The following is a 13,438-nucleotide window of genomic DNA, read 5'->3' as shown; positions in this document are numbered from 1 at the left end:
TGCTAACCCATTAACATCCAGGTTGCCGGCAGGGCAGCAACCAGTAACAGTCCAATTAATGCCATTTCACGGCGATTCAGCGCGTTCTCCAGCTGATGCGTGCGGCGGGCGTAGATAAACACCAGCAGACCCGGTGCGTACAGCACCACCGACAGCAGCAGATGCATAGGCCCGGAAGCATACAACAACCACAGGCCGTAAATACAGGCTCCGACACCCACGACATAATGCGCCGGGCGTGTGGCAATTTTTAACAGATACCCACCCACTAAGAAATAGGGTACCAGAATCATCTCCGAGGCGATGGTCAGCAGGGTGTTATAGTCAGAACCTGTGAGCCAGATCAGCACCAGACAGACCTGAACGCTGATGTTGGTCAGCCAGAGCGATGCCGACGGCGCGCTGTTTTGGTTTTGACGGGCGAATAGGCGTGGAAACGCCTTGTGCGTCGCGGCCAGGAACGGCACTTCAGCCGCCATGATGGTCCAGCTCAGGTAAGCGCCGCAGACGGAGACGATCAGCCCTGCGGCAATCACCACGTCGCCCCAGGGACCAAGCATTTTCACCATCAGGCCTGCCATTGACGGGTTACGCATTTCAGCCAGTTCAGGACGCGCCACCACGCCCAGCGACAGCAGCGTCACCAGCAAATAGACCCCCAGCGCGGCCAGTACAGCCAGCAGCGTGGCGCGGCCCACATCGCGTTTATTCCTGGCCCGGGCAGAAACCACGACCGCGCCTTCTACGCCGATGAACACCCACAGGGTAATCAGCATCGTGTTTTTCACCTGCTCCCAGACGGGAACGCCCAGCGCAACGCCGCTAAAATCAAGCCTGAAAACGTCCAGACGGAACGCAATAAAGGCCAGAACGATAAACAGGCCGAGCGGAACCAGTTTCGCCAGCGTCGCCACCAGGTTGATGCTGGCGGCCGTTTGTACGCCACGCAACACCAGCCAGTGGACGAACCACAGCAACACCGAGGCGCCCACAATAGACTGCCAGGTATTCCCGTCGCCAAAGAGGCGCAGCTCAGGCGTATCGGTAAAGAAACTGAGCGCCGAGAAGACGATTACAAGATAAGAGACGTTGGCGATAACGGCACACAGCCAGTATCCCCATGCGGAACAGAAGCCAATCAGCTCGCCGAAACCTTCACGCGCATAGGTGAAAATGCCGCCGTCCAGATCGGGGCGAATGCGGGTGAGCAGCAGCATCGCGAAGGCCAGCAGCAGTATGCCGACACCCGTAATGCCCCAGCCAATGATGAGCGCGGAAGGGCTGGCGACGGCGGCCATATTTTGCGGCAAACTGAATACGCCTGCACCCAGCATTGAGCTTAAAACGAGTGCAGTCAGAGCACTCAAGCCAAGTTTCTTTTCCATTGGCATCCTGTTATGAAAGGTCAAAATCCAGAATAATTATTTCGCTCAGGCGCATAAAAATGGTGGATCACACTAAGGCGCGGGATTTTACGGAGTGTAACGAATGCATGCAATGACGTGAGGCAGAAATTCAAAAAAAGTAACAAAAAAAGGCGGCATTGCGCCGCCTTTCGTAAACGATGTTGTTACTTGTACAGATCGGCGCTGATGGTCACGTTGTTACCACGTTCCTGCCACTGGCGGGTGATGTGGTAGTACTTCGCCCCTTTCTTCGCCGCACGCTTCGCGACCTGGTAAGAGACTTCCGTCATGTTGCCGTAGTTGCCGGTAAACTTGATGCTGTCGAACGGCACCATCTGCGCTGCAGTGGCGTTGTTCAACTCTTCAATTTTGGTACCGTCCGGCAGCGTAACGGAATAACGGCCACCTTTCGTGGACTGCGTTTCGAAGAAACGGCCCACTTCAGCGCTTGGAGCAGCCGTCGTTGCTACGCCTGGAATTTCAACTTTCTTCGCTTCTTCGCCGCCTTTAGCTAGCGCCGCGCGACCTGCTTCTGAATTCGCCGGGATGGCATCCGGGCTCTGCAGAACACGTTTTTTCGCATCTTTTTTATAGATGAACGCGGTAATACGCTGGTTGCCACCCTGGTTAGCATCGACCTGACGCACGATGAAGAAAGAGTAGGCCCCTTTCTCTTTCGCGGCTTTGGTAATGGCATCGTTCACTTCAGGCTGGCTGCGATAGAAGCCCTGAACGGTGACGGTGTCGTAAGGTTCCAGCTCAATCGCCTGATCTTTCGGCAGTTCAACAACACCGTTGATCACGCGGTTTTTTGGTGCGTCAGCTTTCGGCGCATTGTCTTTGAACAGCGCAATGGTCACGCGCTGGTTACCGCTGTTGCCGTAATCGGACTGGTCAACCACATAAAACGAGGCCGCTCCGTTTTTATCTGCGGCTTTTGATGCAGCGGCGACGGCGTCGCCAATAGAATTATAACGACCCACAATGACCGTATGGTCAAAAGGTTTTAACGCTGCCGCTTGCTCCGGCGTTAACTCTGTTGCGGCATTCGCAGACAGGGCGGTCGCGGAAAGAAGTGCGGACGCCAGGAGTGTGTTCTTAAGCTTCATAAAAATGATCCTTCGCCTTGCGCAAACCATGTACTGGTATTGTTGTTAATTTGAGACGGTCCCGATTATTGCATTTAAAACCCGTCGCTGTCTGCGCCATTTTTCACTGCCTGTGCTTACTGAATCACCGAATTCGATAACATTTAGTGATATGTTGAAAAAACACGCGTTTGACAAGTAAAACTGATAAAGCATATGACTTTTACAAGTTAATTTAATGTTAACAAGTTGTTCTCTTATGGCGCTATATCATGTTTTTACCGCTTCGCTTGCGCGTTTTATCGGTTCTGGCAGTGAATTTAAGGTAAATATCACTGTCAGTGACGCCGATCGCTTATTTTTCACAGATAAAGTAAGAAATAGTGTTTTCTGGCGGTAGATCACGGGCGCTATTTTCAGTAGGTTATAGACAGTTTGTTACTGTTTTATTTTCCGGGGTTAATCATCTCTCGTCGCTTGCGCGATGGCGAAAATTGATACAAACCGCGGGCATTTATCGATAAACCATCATCAAAAACCGATGGAAGGGAAAACTATGCGTATTGGGGTACCAAAAGAACGGTTAGCCAATGAAACCCGCGTAGCGGCAACACCGAAAACGGTGGAGCAACTGCTTAAACTGGGTTTTACGGTCGCGGTTGAAAGCGGCGCGGGCAAACTGGCGAGTTTCGATGACGAGGCCTTTATCCAGGCCGGCGCGGAAGTGGTCGACGGTGCTGACGTCTGGCAGTCGCCGGTGATTCTGAAGGTCAACGCACCGGAAGAGAGTGAGATTGCGCTGCTCAATCCGGGAACGACCCTGGTGAGCTTCATCTGGCCTGCGCAAAACCCGGAGCTGATGGAGAAGCTGGCGGCCCGCGGCGTGACCGTGATGGCGATGGACTCCGTGCCGCGCATTTCGCGCGCGCAGTCGCTGGATGCCTTAAGCTCCATGGCAAACATTGCCGGCTACCGCGCTATTGTTGAGGCGGCCCACGAGTTTGGTCGCTTCTTTACCGGTCAAATCACCGCCGCGGGTAAAGTCCCTCCGGCGAAAGTGATGGTGATTGGCGCAGGCGTGGCGGGCCTTGCCGCAATCGGTGCGGCAAACAGCCTGGGCGCTATCGTACGCGCCTTTGACACCCGTCCTGAAGTAAAGGAACAGGTCCAGAGTATGGGCGCCGAATTCCTTGAGCTGGATTTCAAGGAAGAAGCAGGCAGCGGCGACGGTTACGCGAAGGTGATGTCCGAAGCCTTTATCAAAGCCGAAATGGAACTCTTCGCCGCCCAGGCGAAAGATGTCGACATTATTGTCACCACCGCGCTTATCCCGGGTAAACCGGCGCCGAAGCTGATTACCCGTGAGATGGTTGACTCCATGAAGCCGGGCAGCGTGATTGTCGACCTGGCCGCCCAAAACGGCGGTAACTGTGAATATACCGTTCCAAATCAGGTAACCACGACCGCTAACGGCGTAAAAGTGATCGGCTATACCGATCTGCCGGGCCGCCTGCCTACGCAGTCTTCTCAGCTCTATGGCACCAACCTCGTCAACCTGCTGAAGCTGCTTTGCAAAGAGAAAGACGGCAACGTCACCGTTGATTTCGACGATGTTGTTGTGCGCGGCGTCACGGTGGTTCGTGAAGGTGAAATTACCTGGCCTGCGCCGCCTATTCAGGTTTCTGCTCAGCCTCAGGCGGCAACGAAAGCGGCACCTGAGCCAAAAGAACCCGCCAAACCGGCTTCTCCGTGGCGCAAATACGCGATCATGGCGCTGGTGATTATTCTGTTCGGCTGGCTGGCTGACGTCGCACCAAAAGAGTTCCTCGGCCACTTTACCGTCTTCGCGCTCTCCTGCGTCGTGGGCTACTACGTGGTGTGGAACGTCTCCCATGCGCTGCATACGCCGCTGATGTCGGTAACCAACGCCATCTCGGGGATCATCGTGGTGGGGGCGTTACTGCAGATTGGTCACGGCGGCTGGATCAGCTTCCTGAGCTTTATCGCGGTGCTGATCGCCAGTATCAATATTTTCGGTGGTTTCACCGTGACTCAGCGCATGCTGAAAATGTTTCGTAAAGGCTAAGGGGTAGCATATGTCTGGAGGATTAGTGACAGCCGCATACATTGTTGCTGCAATCCTGTTTATTTTCAGTCTGGCGGGGCTTTCCAAACACGAAACGTCTCAGCAGGGTAATAACTTTGGTATCGCCGGGATGGCGATTGCGCTGATTGCCACCATCTTCGGGCCGGATACCGGCAACGTGGCGTGGATCCTGGTGGCGATGATCATCGGCGGCGCGATTGGTATTCGCCTGGCAAAACGCGTTGAAATGACCGAGATGCCGGAGCTGGTTGCCATTCTGCACAGCTTCGTGGGTCTGGCGGCGGTGCTGGTGGGCTTCAACAGCTACCTGTATCACGAACCGGGCCTGGAACCGATTCTGGTGAATATCCACCTGACGGAAGTGTTCCTCGGTATCTTCATCGGTGCGGTGACCTTCACCGGTTCCATTGTCGCGTTCGGCAAGCTGCGCGGGAAGATCTCCTCTAAACCGCTGATGCTGCCAAACCGTCATAAGCTGAACCTCGCGGCGCTGGTGGTGTCGTTTGTTCTGCTGGTGGTCTTCGTGCGTACCGAAAGCGTGGGCCTGCAGGTACTGGCGTTGCTGGTGATGACCATCATCGCGCTGGCGTTTGGCTGGCACCTGGTGGCGTCCATCGGCGGTGCGGATATGCCGGTGGTTGTCTCGATGCTGAACTCCTACTCCGGTTGGGCGGCAGCGGCGGCAGGCTTTATGCTGAGCAACGACCTGCTGATCGTCACCGGTGCGCTGGTGGGTTCTTCCGGTGCGATCCTGTCTTACATTATGTGTAAGGCGATGAACCGCTCGTTCATCAGCGTTATCGCCGGTGGTTTCGGGACCGATGGGTCTTCTTCCAGTGCGGATGAAGAAGTGGGTGAGCACCGTGAAATTTCTGCGGAAGATACCGCAGACATGCTGAAAAATTCGCACTCCGTGATCATCACTCCAGGCTACGGCATGGCGGTGGCGCAGGCGCAGTATCCGGTTGCGGAAATCACCGAGAAGCTGCGCGCGCGCGGCATCAAGGTTCGCTTTGGTATCCACCCGGTGGCAGGGCGTCTGCCAGGCCATATGAACGTGCTGCTGGCGGAAGCGAAAGTGCCTTACGACATCGTGCTGGAAATGGATGAGATCAACGATGATTTCGCCGACACCGACACCGTGCTGGTCATTGGCGCCAACGATACCGTTAACCCTGCGGCACAGGACGACCCGGGTAGCCCAATCGCCGGTATGCCTGTTCTGGAAGTATGGAAGGCGCAGAACGTGATTGTGTTTAAACGCTCCATGAATACCGGCTATGCCGGGGTTCAGAACCCGCTGTTCTTCAAAGAGAACACCCACATGCTGTTCGGCGATGCTAAAGCCAGCGTGGATGCGATTCTGAAAGCGCTGTAAGTTGCGCTGAAACGAAAAAACCGCCGAATTCGGCGGTTTTTTTATTGCCGGGTGGCGCTGACGCGTACCCGGCCTACGGGTTTGTAGGCCCGGCAAGCCTGTGCCGCCGGGCGTCAGGCGTTAATCGTCTTCCGGATCGTCCAGCTCAACCGGCGTCTGGTAATCATCCGGCTTAATGACCAGCAGGTCGCAGCGCAGATGGTCGATCACCTGTTCGGCGGTGTTGCCGAGGAAGGCGGCAGAAATACCGGTCCGGCCGATGGTACCCAGCACCACAATCCCCGCCTGCAGGTGTTCCGCCAGATCCGGGATCACCTCTTCAGGCAGCCCTTTTTCCACGTGGGTCATTTTCTCATCGATGCTGAATTTCTGACGCAGCGTTTTCATGGCCAGCAGATGCTGACCCCGGATCGCGTCGTTGTACACGCTCGGGTCAAATTCAGGCAGCTCAATGGCGATATTGATCGGCGTGACCGGATAGGCGCCAACCAGATGCACTTCGGTATGATTCACCTGGTCGGCAAGCTGGATGGTCTCCTTCACCAGCTTCTCGTTCAGCGAGTTGTGGTAATCCTCTTCGCTCGCGAGGTTTACCGCCACAACGGCTTTCCCGCCTTCAGGCCACGGCTGGTCTTTCACCATCCAGACCGGGCAAGGACATTTGCGCAGCAGGTGCCAGTCGGTCGGGGTGAAGATCACGGATTCCAGCTTGTCGTGCTGGTGCGCCATCTTCAGCAGCAGGTCGTGCCCGCCGGCGACAATTTCCTGGATGATGGCTTCGAAAGGTCGGTTATGCCAGACCACTTTAATATCAATGGGCACGCCCGCTTCCAGATAATACTTCGCCTGTTCACGGATCCACGCGGTACGCTGGCTGATGACGCCCTGACGCATAGCGGTGCGCTCGTCAGGCGACAGAAGGGTGGTCATCTCATACGAGAAGTCATAGATGGGCAAAAACGCTTTGATTTTGCCACCAATCCGTTGATGTAAATACACAGCACGTCGTAATGCCGGCTGATCGTCCTGATTCGGATCGATAGCTACCAGCATGTTTTGATACTTGGCCATACAGGTCTCCTTACTACTGTCACCACAGTCTGTAATTAAAAGAGTAACCTATATATCCTGAATGAAACAGAGGGGAGGTTTTGCCAGATCAATAATTCATGAAAATTTATCAGAGGAAAAGCACCATAGTCGTCACCGCGATAAACGCAATAAACAGCAGCACCATCACCGCTATCGCAAAGGTCGTGGAGTCCTGAACGTAGGTTTTTTCCTCCCCCTTCATTGGGCCGACAAGCATGATCCAGATGAAGAGAAAGGTCACAGAGGCAATCACGACTGAAACGAAAAACAAACTTTCTCTCAATTCATAACCTCAACGAGAACCTTTTGGGCGCTGTGTGGGGACGTGCTACGGTGAAAATGTTCTGAAACGGGAGTGATTATACCAGACCAATAAATCACAAGATTTATTGGTCTGGTGATTGATATGCGGAGAGTTACGCCACGTTGCGGGCGTGCCCGGCAAGAACGGCCAGCGCCTCACCGTTTTCGATAGTGATGTATTTACCTTTAACGGCCAGCATCCCGCTTTTCTGGAAACGGCCCAGCAGACGGCTGATGGTTTCCACGGTCAGGCCCAGGTAGTTACCGATATCGCCACGCGTCATCGTCAGACGGAACTCACGCGGCGAGAAGCCACGCTCGGCGAAGCGGCGGGAGAGGTTGTAGATAAATGCGGCCAGGCGCTCTTCTGCGTTCTTTTTAGAAAGCAGCAGAATCATGTCCTGATCGCCTTTGATCTCACCGCTCATCAGACGCATCATCTGCTGACGCAGGTTAGGCATCTTGCCGGACAGATCGTCCAGGGTTTCAAACGGGATTTCGCAAACCATTGAGGTTTCGAGCGCCTGAGCAAAGCTCGGGTGATGGCCCGTGCCGATGGCATCAAAGCCCACCAGGTCGCCCGCCAGATGGAAGCCGGTGATCTGCTCATCACCCTGTTCGGTGATGGTGTAGCTTTTGATGGTGCCAGAACGGATAGCATAGAGCGATTTCAGTTCGTCTCCCGCTTTAAACAGCGTCTGCCCTTTCTGAATAGGCTTTTTGCGCTCAATGATATTATCAAGCTGATCGAGTTCATGCTCATTCAGGGTAAACGGGATACAGAGCTGGCTGATGCTGCAATCCTGGCAATGGATAGCACAACCGCCAGACTGAATGCGTCGTATAATTCGCTTTTCCGGGATCATAGGTTTGCTCAAGCCTTAATTGATATTGGTCAATTTTAACATCTTTTTGGTAAGTACGTAAGCCTGACAAACCCTCAATAAGGACAAGAGACGGCAACGTGTCGCCATCTTCTTGAAATTCCACAGCTTGATTATGGATTTTTAGCCTAACCGGTAGAAAATTAAGCACAAAAAGCCTGGAAGCTAGAGCAGGAGATACCCTTCGTGACGCAGCAGCCACTCTTTTCGCTGCACGCCGCCGGCATAGCCTGTCATGGTGCCGTTGCGGCCAATGACGCGATGGCAGGGCACCACGATGCTGACCGGGTTAGAGCCGTTAGCGGCACCCACCGCGCGTGCGGCGCCCGCGCGGCCTAGCTGTTCCGCGAGCTGGCCGTAATGCATGACCTGCCCGCACGGAATCGACCGCAGCGCCTGCCACACTTCGCGCTGAAAAGGCGTGCCAGCCGTGGCGGTCGGCAGAGTATCGATGATGCTGAGATCGCCTTCGAAGTACGCCGCAAGCTTGTCGCTCAGCCCGCCCGGGTTGGTTGCGCTGATACGTTCATAACCCTGCAAGCGGTAATGAATATTGAGCAGCTCTTCCATGCGGTCGCTGTGCTCTTCCCACTCAACGGCGCGCAGATTGAACGTCTCATCCGCGATAACCCACAGCGGTCCAAGCGGCGTCGCAATCTTATCTTCGAGTAATCTCAGCATCCTCATTCCTTCAGTTCAGCCTCGGGTATATTCCCGGCCCAATCGGCAGGCCGACAAGATACCATGCCACCAGCATCACCAGCCATACCCCTAAAAAGATAAGCGGGTAGGGTAAAACCAGCGAATAGTAGGTACCCAGTTTGGCCTCGGGTTTATAGCGCTGGAGGAAGCCTAAAAACAGCGGAACAAACGGCGAGACCGGCGCCAGCGGTATCACCGAGGAGTCCGCGATACGGAACAGGATCTGGGCAAACGCCGGGTGAAAACCCAGCATCATAAACATCGGCACGAAGATCGGGGCCAGAATCGACCAGATGGCGGAGCCGCTGGCGATAAACATGCACAGCAGGGATGACAGCAGCGCCAGGCCGACAAACGCCGGTACGCCGCTTAGCCCGGCAGCCTCCAGCGCGTCGGTCAGGCCCACGGCCATAAACTTGCCCATGTTGCTCCAGTTAAACATCGCCACAAACTGGGCCAGCGGGAACACCATCACGATAAAACCCGCCATCTCCTTCATCGGCTCGATCATCAGCTGCGGCAGATCGCCCTGGCGGCGGATTTTACCGGTGGCGATACCGTAGGCGAGCGAGACGACAAAGAAAAAGAGGATAATCAGCGGCACGATGCCCTGAATAAACGGCGAAGGCAGGACGGTATGTTTAACCGGATCGCGCAATATGCCGTTTTCCGGCACCACCATCAGCGCCACCAGCGCGATAAAGGCCAGCGAGACCACGCCCGCCACGCGCAGGCCAAAGCGCTGCGTTTCGCTCAGCGTCTCCAGCTTTTCATCACTGCGGCCTTCCCATTTGCCCAGGCGCGGCTCGACGATCTTATCGGTAATCAGCCCGCCAACAATCGTCAGGACAATCACCGAGCTTGCCATAAAGTACCAGTTGTCGATCACGCTGACGTGCATTGCCGCATTGATGGTCTTTGCCGCCTCCGTGCTGATGCCAGAGAGCAGCACGTCGGTGGTTACGATCAGCAGGTTGGCGGTAAATCCGCAGCCCACGCCCGCAATCGCCGACAGCAGGCCCGCCACGGGGTGGCGCCCGACGGCGAGGAAGATCAGCGCCCCCATCGGCGGCATGATCACCAGCGCGGCGTCGGAGGAGATATGGCTAAAGAAGGCGATAAACAGCACCATGTAGCTGGCGTACCGCGCGCTGACGTGAGAAGCCATCTTTACCATCAATGCGGGCAGCAGGCCCACGCGTTCGGCCAGTCCGGCACCCAGCACCAGCGCCAGAATGGCGCCCAGCGGGGCGAAGCCGCTGAAGTTTTTAATCACGTTGGGTAAAAACCAGTGCAGCCCCTCAACGCTGAGCAGGTTTTTTACCGCCACCAGGCTGTTGTCAGCCGGGCTGCGCACGCTCACGTCAAAGGCGGAGAGCACGGCGGTGGCGACCATTAAAATCACAATCAGATAGATAAACAGCAGGAAAGGGTGCGGCACTTTATTGCCGATCCTTTCAACCCAGCCATAGAGCTTACCGGATGGGGAATGCGAAGGTATGGAAGACATACTCATGGGCGTTCCTCGAGAGTGTTGTGTTGTTGTGTTGTGTTTTTTTATTTTAAAGGTGACGGTGTCACGCCCTGTGGGATCGGACACACGTACGGTTTTTCTTGTATTTGTTGTTCGAACTCTTCACGGCATTTTTTCAGTAGCGCCGCGTCCTGCAGCAGGTTAAGCGCGGTTGCGCCCATCACTTTTCCGGCCAGCAGCATGCCTTTGTGGGCAATGGAGGTACGTCCCTGCGCCACCAGCTGCCAGGTGTGCAGCGGCGTGCCGACGGTAAAGCAGGGGCTGAAGCACTGGGCGACCGGCATTTTCCAGCTTACGTCGCCCACGTCGGTTGAACCCGCCAGCACGTTGTCGGTGATGGCATAGGGCGCGACTTCATCCACCAGCAGCGTCTCCTGATGACGCCGGGCAAAGGCTTTACCCGCATCACCGCCCGTTGCAGCAATATTTTTCAGGCTGTTTTGCAGATCGTTGGGCGTCAGGGTGGCGCGGATCTCGCGGGCGAAGGTGCGTTCTTCCTCCGTCCAGAGCGGCGTGCCGTAGTGCTGCAACGCGCGATACATCGCCGCCTCGAGCGTGCGGTTCGGCAGGTAGCTGGAGCAGGCTTTATCAAAGCGGCACTCGACGGTGGTTTCGGTCATCATCGCCGCGCCCTGAGCGATTTTTTCGATGCGTTCGTAGATCTGCTGCGCATCGGCCATCTCCGGGGCGCGGATCAGATACAGCACCTCGGCCTGCGCCTGCACCACGTTGGGCGAAATCCCGCCGGTATCGGTGATGGCGTAATGGACGCGCGCTTTCTCAATGATGTGTTCGTTGAGGAAGTTGGTGCCGGTAGTCATCAGCGTCACGGCGTCCAGCGCGCTGCGCCCCAGATGAGGGGAGTTGGCCGCGTGTGCCGCCACGCCGTGAAAACGCCAGGCTGCCTGAATATTCGCCAGCGTGCTGACGTTAAACATCCCGGCGAAGGCTTCCGGGTGCCAGGTGACGGCGGCATCGACGTCATCAAACAGACCTTCGCGCACCATAAAGGTTTTCCCGGAGCCACCTTCCTCGCCGGGACAGCCATAAAAACGCACCGTTCCGCTGCCGCCGTGCTGCTCCAGCCAGCTTTTCACCGCCACCGCGCCCGCAAGCGCCGCGGTGCCTAAGAGGTTATGCCCGCAGCCATGGCCGTTGGCCCCCGGCGTGGCGGATTGCGCCGTCGCGCAGTGCGCCTGCTGGCTTAGCCCGGCCAGCGCGTCGTATTCGCCCAGCAGGGCAATGACCGGTTTCCCGCTGCCGAAGCTGGCGATAAAGGCATTTGGAATACCGCCGGCCTCGCGCGTCAGCGTGAAGCCCTCGGCCTCCAGCTCGCTGGCCAGCCGTTCGGCGGACCAGAACTCTTCGAAGCGGGTTTCAGGACGATCCCAGATCGCGTCGGCAATATCGGTTAACGTCCGACATCGCGTGTCGATCGCATCGGCAATAAAAGCGTAGTTCTCCTGCATTACACACCTCGCGTCCACGGGAAATTGAGCGCAGTTCGCGCCAGCGTTTCAATGGCAATCGCCATGACCTGTTCATCGAAGTCGAATTTTTCGTTGTGATGTCCGGCGCTCAAATCCGTGCCGAACACCATATAGGACGCCATGCCGCCGTTCTCCTGCACGCGGGCCATCATCAGCGTGGCGTCTTCGGAACCCGCTGGCGCCTTCACCTTATCGATGGCGTGAATAATCCCGGAAACCCGGCTCGCCTGTTCGCGCAGGTAATCAACCCACGCCGGTGTCGGCGCGCTGGAGGTTGCGGCGCCCATCAGGCGCATCTCGGCGCTCACGCCGTAGAGCGCCGCTGCGCCGGTAATAACCGCCTGCGCGCGTTCAAAGACATACTGATTAATCGCTTCGCTTTCGCCGCGCGTTTCAACCTTTATCAGGGCATTCGCGGGCACCACGTTGCGTCCGCTGCCCGCCTGCATCACTCCGACGTTCACCCGAGAGGCGCCGTCGCTGTGCGGGGCGATGCTGTGCAGGGCGAGGGCGGCCTGCGCGGCGGCGAGCAGGGCGTTACGTCCGTCCTCCGGTTTACCGCCCGCGTGTGCGGCAACGCCGGTAAAGTTCACGTCAAACTTGGTGGTGGCCATAAAGTTATCGCTGCCGCAAATCACCGTTCCGGCAGGGACGCCGGTACCAATATGGATGGCCGTGTAATAGTCCACGTCGTCCAGCGCCCCGGCGGCAACCATGGCGCGCGCGCCGCGGGTACCTTCTTCGGCAGGCTGGAAGATCAGCTTGATGGTGCCGTTGAGCTGCGCGTCATTCTGCTTAAGCACCTGGGCCAGTCCCAGACCAATAGCGGTGTGGCCGTCGTGCGCGCAGGCGTGCATCATGCCCGGATTGCAGGAGGCAAACCCGTCGCGGAACGGGCGATGGCTGTCGTCAAGCGCTTCGCTTAAATCAAGGGCGTCCATGTCGACGCGAAACGCCAGGGTTGGGCCCGGGCGGCCGGTATTCAGGGTGGCGACAATGCCGGTGAACCCGCCTTCAAACGGCGCCAGCCATTTCTCAGGCGCGCCCTGCGCCCGCGCGCGGGCAAACTCTCGCGCCAGGGTTGTGTCATCGGGTAACCCCATCCGGCTTTCGGCATCGACCACGTCGCGGCCCATCGCCAGTGCGTAACCCAGCGAGTCCAGTATTTCCGCGACTTTCGCGGCGGTACGAAACTCTACCCAGCCGGATTCCGCAAAATGGTGAAAATCGCGACGCCACGCGCTCAGCTGCGGCGTTAACGTCTGGATGTACTGCGCCAGTGTGTCCATATCTGTTCCTGTCATCATTAAAATATGTGAACTGCTTCACGCTGTGATAGTTTTTACTTATCACTAACCGATTTTTCACAGTTTCAACCGTTCAGGAATTACCCTCGCACATCCCTTTCCATTAAAGTAGATGACAGTTTCTTTACTCTGATAAACAACGGTTAT

General features: G+C 56.5%; 11 protein-coding genes. 2 read left to right on the top strand and 9 right to left on the bottom strand.

What is annotated here, in order from left to right:
- Positions 1–2 precede the first annotated feature (2 nt).
- Together ACMWLG_RS08805 and ydgH are read right to left on the bottom strand one after the other, a co-directional pair.
- Positions 3–1,385 carry an amino acid permease gene (locus tag ACMWLG_RS08805; RefSeq protein ID WP_414762977.1) on the bottom strand — a complete coding sequence of 461 codons (1,383 nt, stop codon included), beginning with the start codon at positions 1,383–1,385 and terminating at the stop codon, positions 3–5.
- Positions 1,386–1,570: 185 nt separating this feature from the next.
- On the bottom strand, positions 1,571–2,515 hold the full coding sequence (ydgH, locus tag ACMWLG_RS08800; protein WP_045356963.1) for a DUF1471 family protein YdgH: 945 nt from the start codon (positions 2,513–2,515) through the stop codon (positions 1,571–1,573).
- Positions 2,516–3,050: 535 nt separating this feature from the next.
- Here ydgH and pntA point away from each other — a divergent pair.
- Entirely contained in the window at positions 3,051–4,580 is a 1,530-nt protein-coding gene (pntA, locus tag ACMWLG_RS08795) for a Re/Si-specific NAD(P)(+) transhydrogenase subunit alpha (protein ID WP_023311474.1), read from the top strand.
- A gap of 10 nt (positions 4,581–4,590) precedes the next feature.
- Positions 4,591–5,979: a Re/Si-specific NAD(P)(+) transhydrogenase subunit beta gene (pntB, locus tag ACMWLG_RS08790; RefSeq protein WP_032668239.1), complete on the top strand. Its 1,389-nt coding sequence runs from the start codon at positions 4,591–4,593 to the stop codon at positions 5,977–5,979.
- Positions 5,980–6,099: 120 nt separating this feature from the next.
- On the opposite strand, the gene uspE is transcribed toward pntB, so the two are convergent.
- The 7 genes from uspE to ACMWLG_RS08755 form a co-directional block, all read right to left on the bottom strand.
- The gene (uspE, locus tag ACMWLG_RS08785) at positions 6,100–7,050 is read right to left on the bottom strand and encodes a universal stress protein UspE (RefSeq protein ID WP_023311476.1); all 951 of its coding nucleotides are present in this window, start codon (positions 7,048–7,050) and stop codon (positions 6,100–6,102) included.
- Positions 7,051–7,159: 109 nt separating this feature from the next.
- Entirely contained in the window at positions 7,160–7,354 is a 195-nt protein-coding gene (locus ACMWLG_RS08780) for a hypothetical protein (protein ID WP_045401314.1), read from the bottom strand.
- 133 nt (positions 7,355–7,487) lie between these two features.
- Positions 7,488–8,240, bottom strand: a complete 753-nt coding sequence (fnr, locus tag ACMWLG_RS08775) for a fumarate/nitrate reduction transcriptional regulator Fnr (protein ID WP_006174991.1) — start codon at positions 8,238–8,240, stop codon at positions 7,488–7,490.
- A gap of 183 nt (positions 8,241–8,423) precedes the next feature.
- Positions 8,424–8,939 (bottom strand): methylated-DNA--[protein]-cysteine S-methyltransferase, encoded by a 516-nt coding sequence (gene ogt / locus ACMWLG_RS08770; protein ID WP_045401311.1) that lies wholly within the window; start codon positions 8,937–8,939, stop codon positions 8,424–8,426.
- Positions 8,940–8,949: 10 nt separating this feature from the next.
- Positions 8,950–10,476, bottom strand: a complete 1,527-nt coding sequence (gene abgT, locus ACMWLG_RS08765; RefSeq protein ID WP_045401308.1) for a p-aminobenzoyl-glutamate transporter — start codon at positions 10,474–10,476, stop codon at positions 8,950–8,952.
- A gap of 41 nt (positions 10,477–10,517) precedes the next feature.
- Positions 10,518–11,963 carry a M20 family metallopeptidase gene (locus ACMWLG_RS08760; RefSeq protein ID WP_045401305.1) on the bottom strand — a complete coding sequence of 482 codons (1,446 nt, stop codon included), beginning with the start codon at positions 11,961–11,963 and terminating at the stop codon, positions 10,518–10,520.
- Positions 11,963–13,273, bottom strand: a complete 1,311-nt coding sequence (locus ACMWLG_RS08755) for a M20 family metallo-hydrolase (protein WP_045401301.1) — start codon at positions 13,271–13,273, stop codon at positions 11,963–11,965. The genes ACMWLG_RS08760 and ACMWLG_RS08755 overlap by 1 nt, the downstream gene beginning before the upstream one ends.
- Positions 13,274–13,438: the final 165 nt, after the last annotated feature.

The sequence above is a fragment of the Enterobacter sp. 01-M-02-SI-ECC genome, assembly GCF_047530595.1.
GTDB lineage: Bacteria > Pseudomonadota > Gammaproteobacteria > Enterobacterales > Enterobacteriaceae > Enterobacter > Enterobacter cloacae_M.
Note: the sequence above shows the minus strand (reverse complement) of the source record. Positions and strands in the feature narration are given on the sequence as shown.

Bases quoted from the DNA above. Each gene is read 5' to 3' on its own strand.
- ACMWLG_RS08805 (WP_414762977.1), bottom strand. From the start codon at position 1,385: ATGGAAAAGAAACTTGGCTTGAGTGCTCTGACTGCACTCGTTTTAAGC.
- ydgH (WP_045356963.1), bottom strand. From the start codon at position 2,515: ATGAAGCTTAAGAACACACTCCTGGCGTCCGCACTTCTTTCCGCGACC.
- pntA (WP_023311474.1), top strand. From the start codon at position 3,051: ATGCGTATTGGGGTACCAAAAGAACGGTTAGCCAATGAAACCCGCGTA.
- pntB (WP_032668239.1), top strand. From the start codon at position 4,591: ATGTCTGGAGGATTAGTGACAGCCGCATACATTGTTGCTGCAATCCTG.
- uspE (WP_023311476.1), bottom strand. From the start codon at position 7,050: ATGGCCAAGTATCAAAACATGCTGGTAGCTATCGATCCGAATCAGGAC.
- fnr (WP_006174991.1), bottom strand. From the start codon at position 8,240: ATGATCCCGGAAAAGCGAATTATACGACGCATTCAGTCTGGCGGTTGT.
- ogt (WP_045401311.1), bottom strand. From the start codon at position 8,939: ATGCTGAGATTACTCGAAGATAAGATTGCGACGCCGCTTGGACCGCTG.
- abgT (WP_045401308.1), bottom strand. From the start codon at position 10,476: ATGAGTATGTCTTCCATACCTTCGCATTCCCCATCCGGTAAGCTCTAT.
- ACMWLG_RS08760 (WP_045401305.1), bottom strand. From the start codon at position 11,963: ATGCAGGAGAACTACGCTTTTATTGCCGATGCGATCGACACGCGATGT.
- ACMWLG_RS08755 (WP_045401301.1), bottom strand. From the start codon at position 13,273: ATGGACACACTGGCGCAGTACATCCAGACGTTAACGCCGCAGCTGAGC.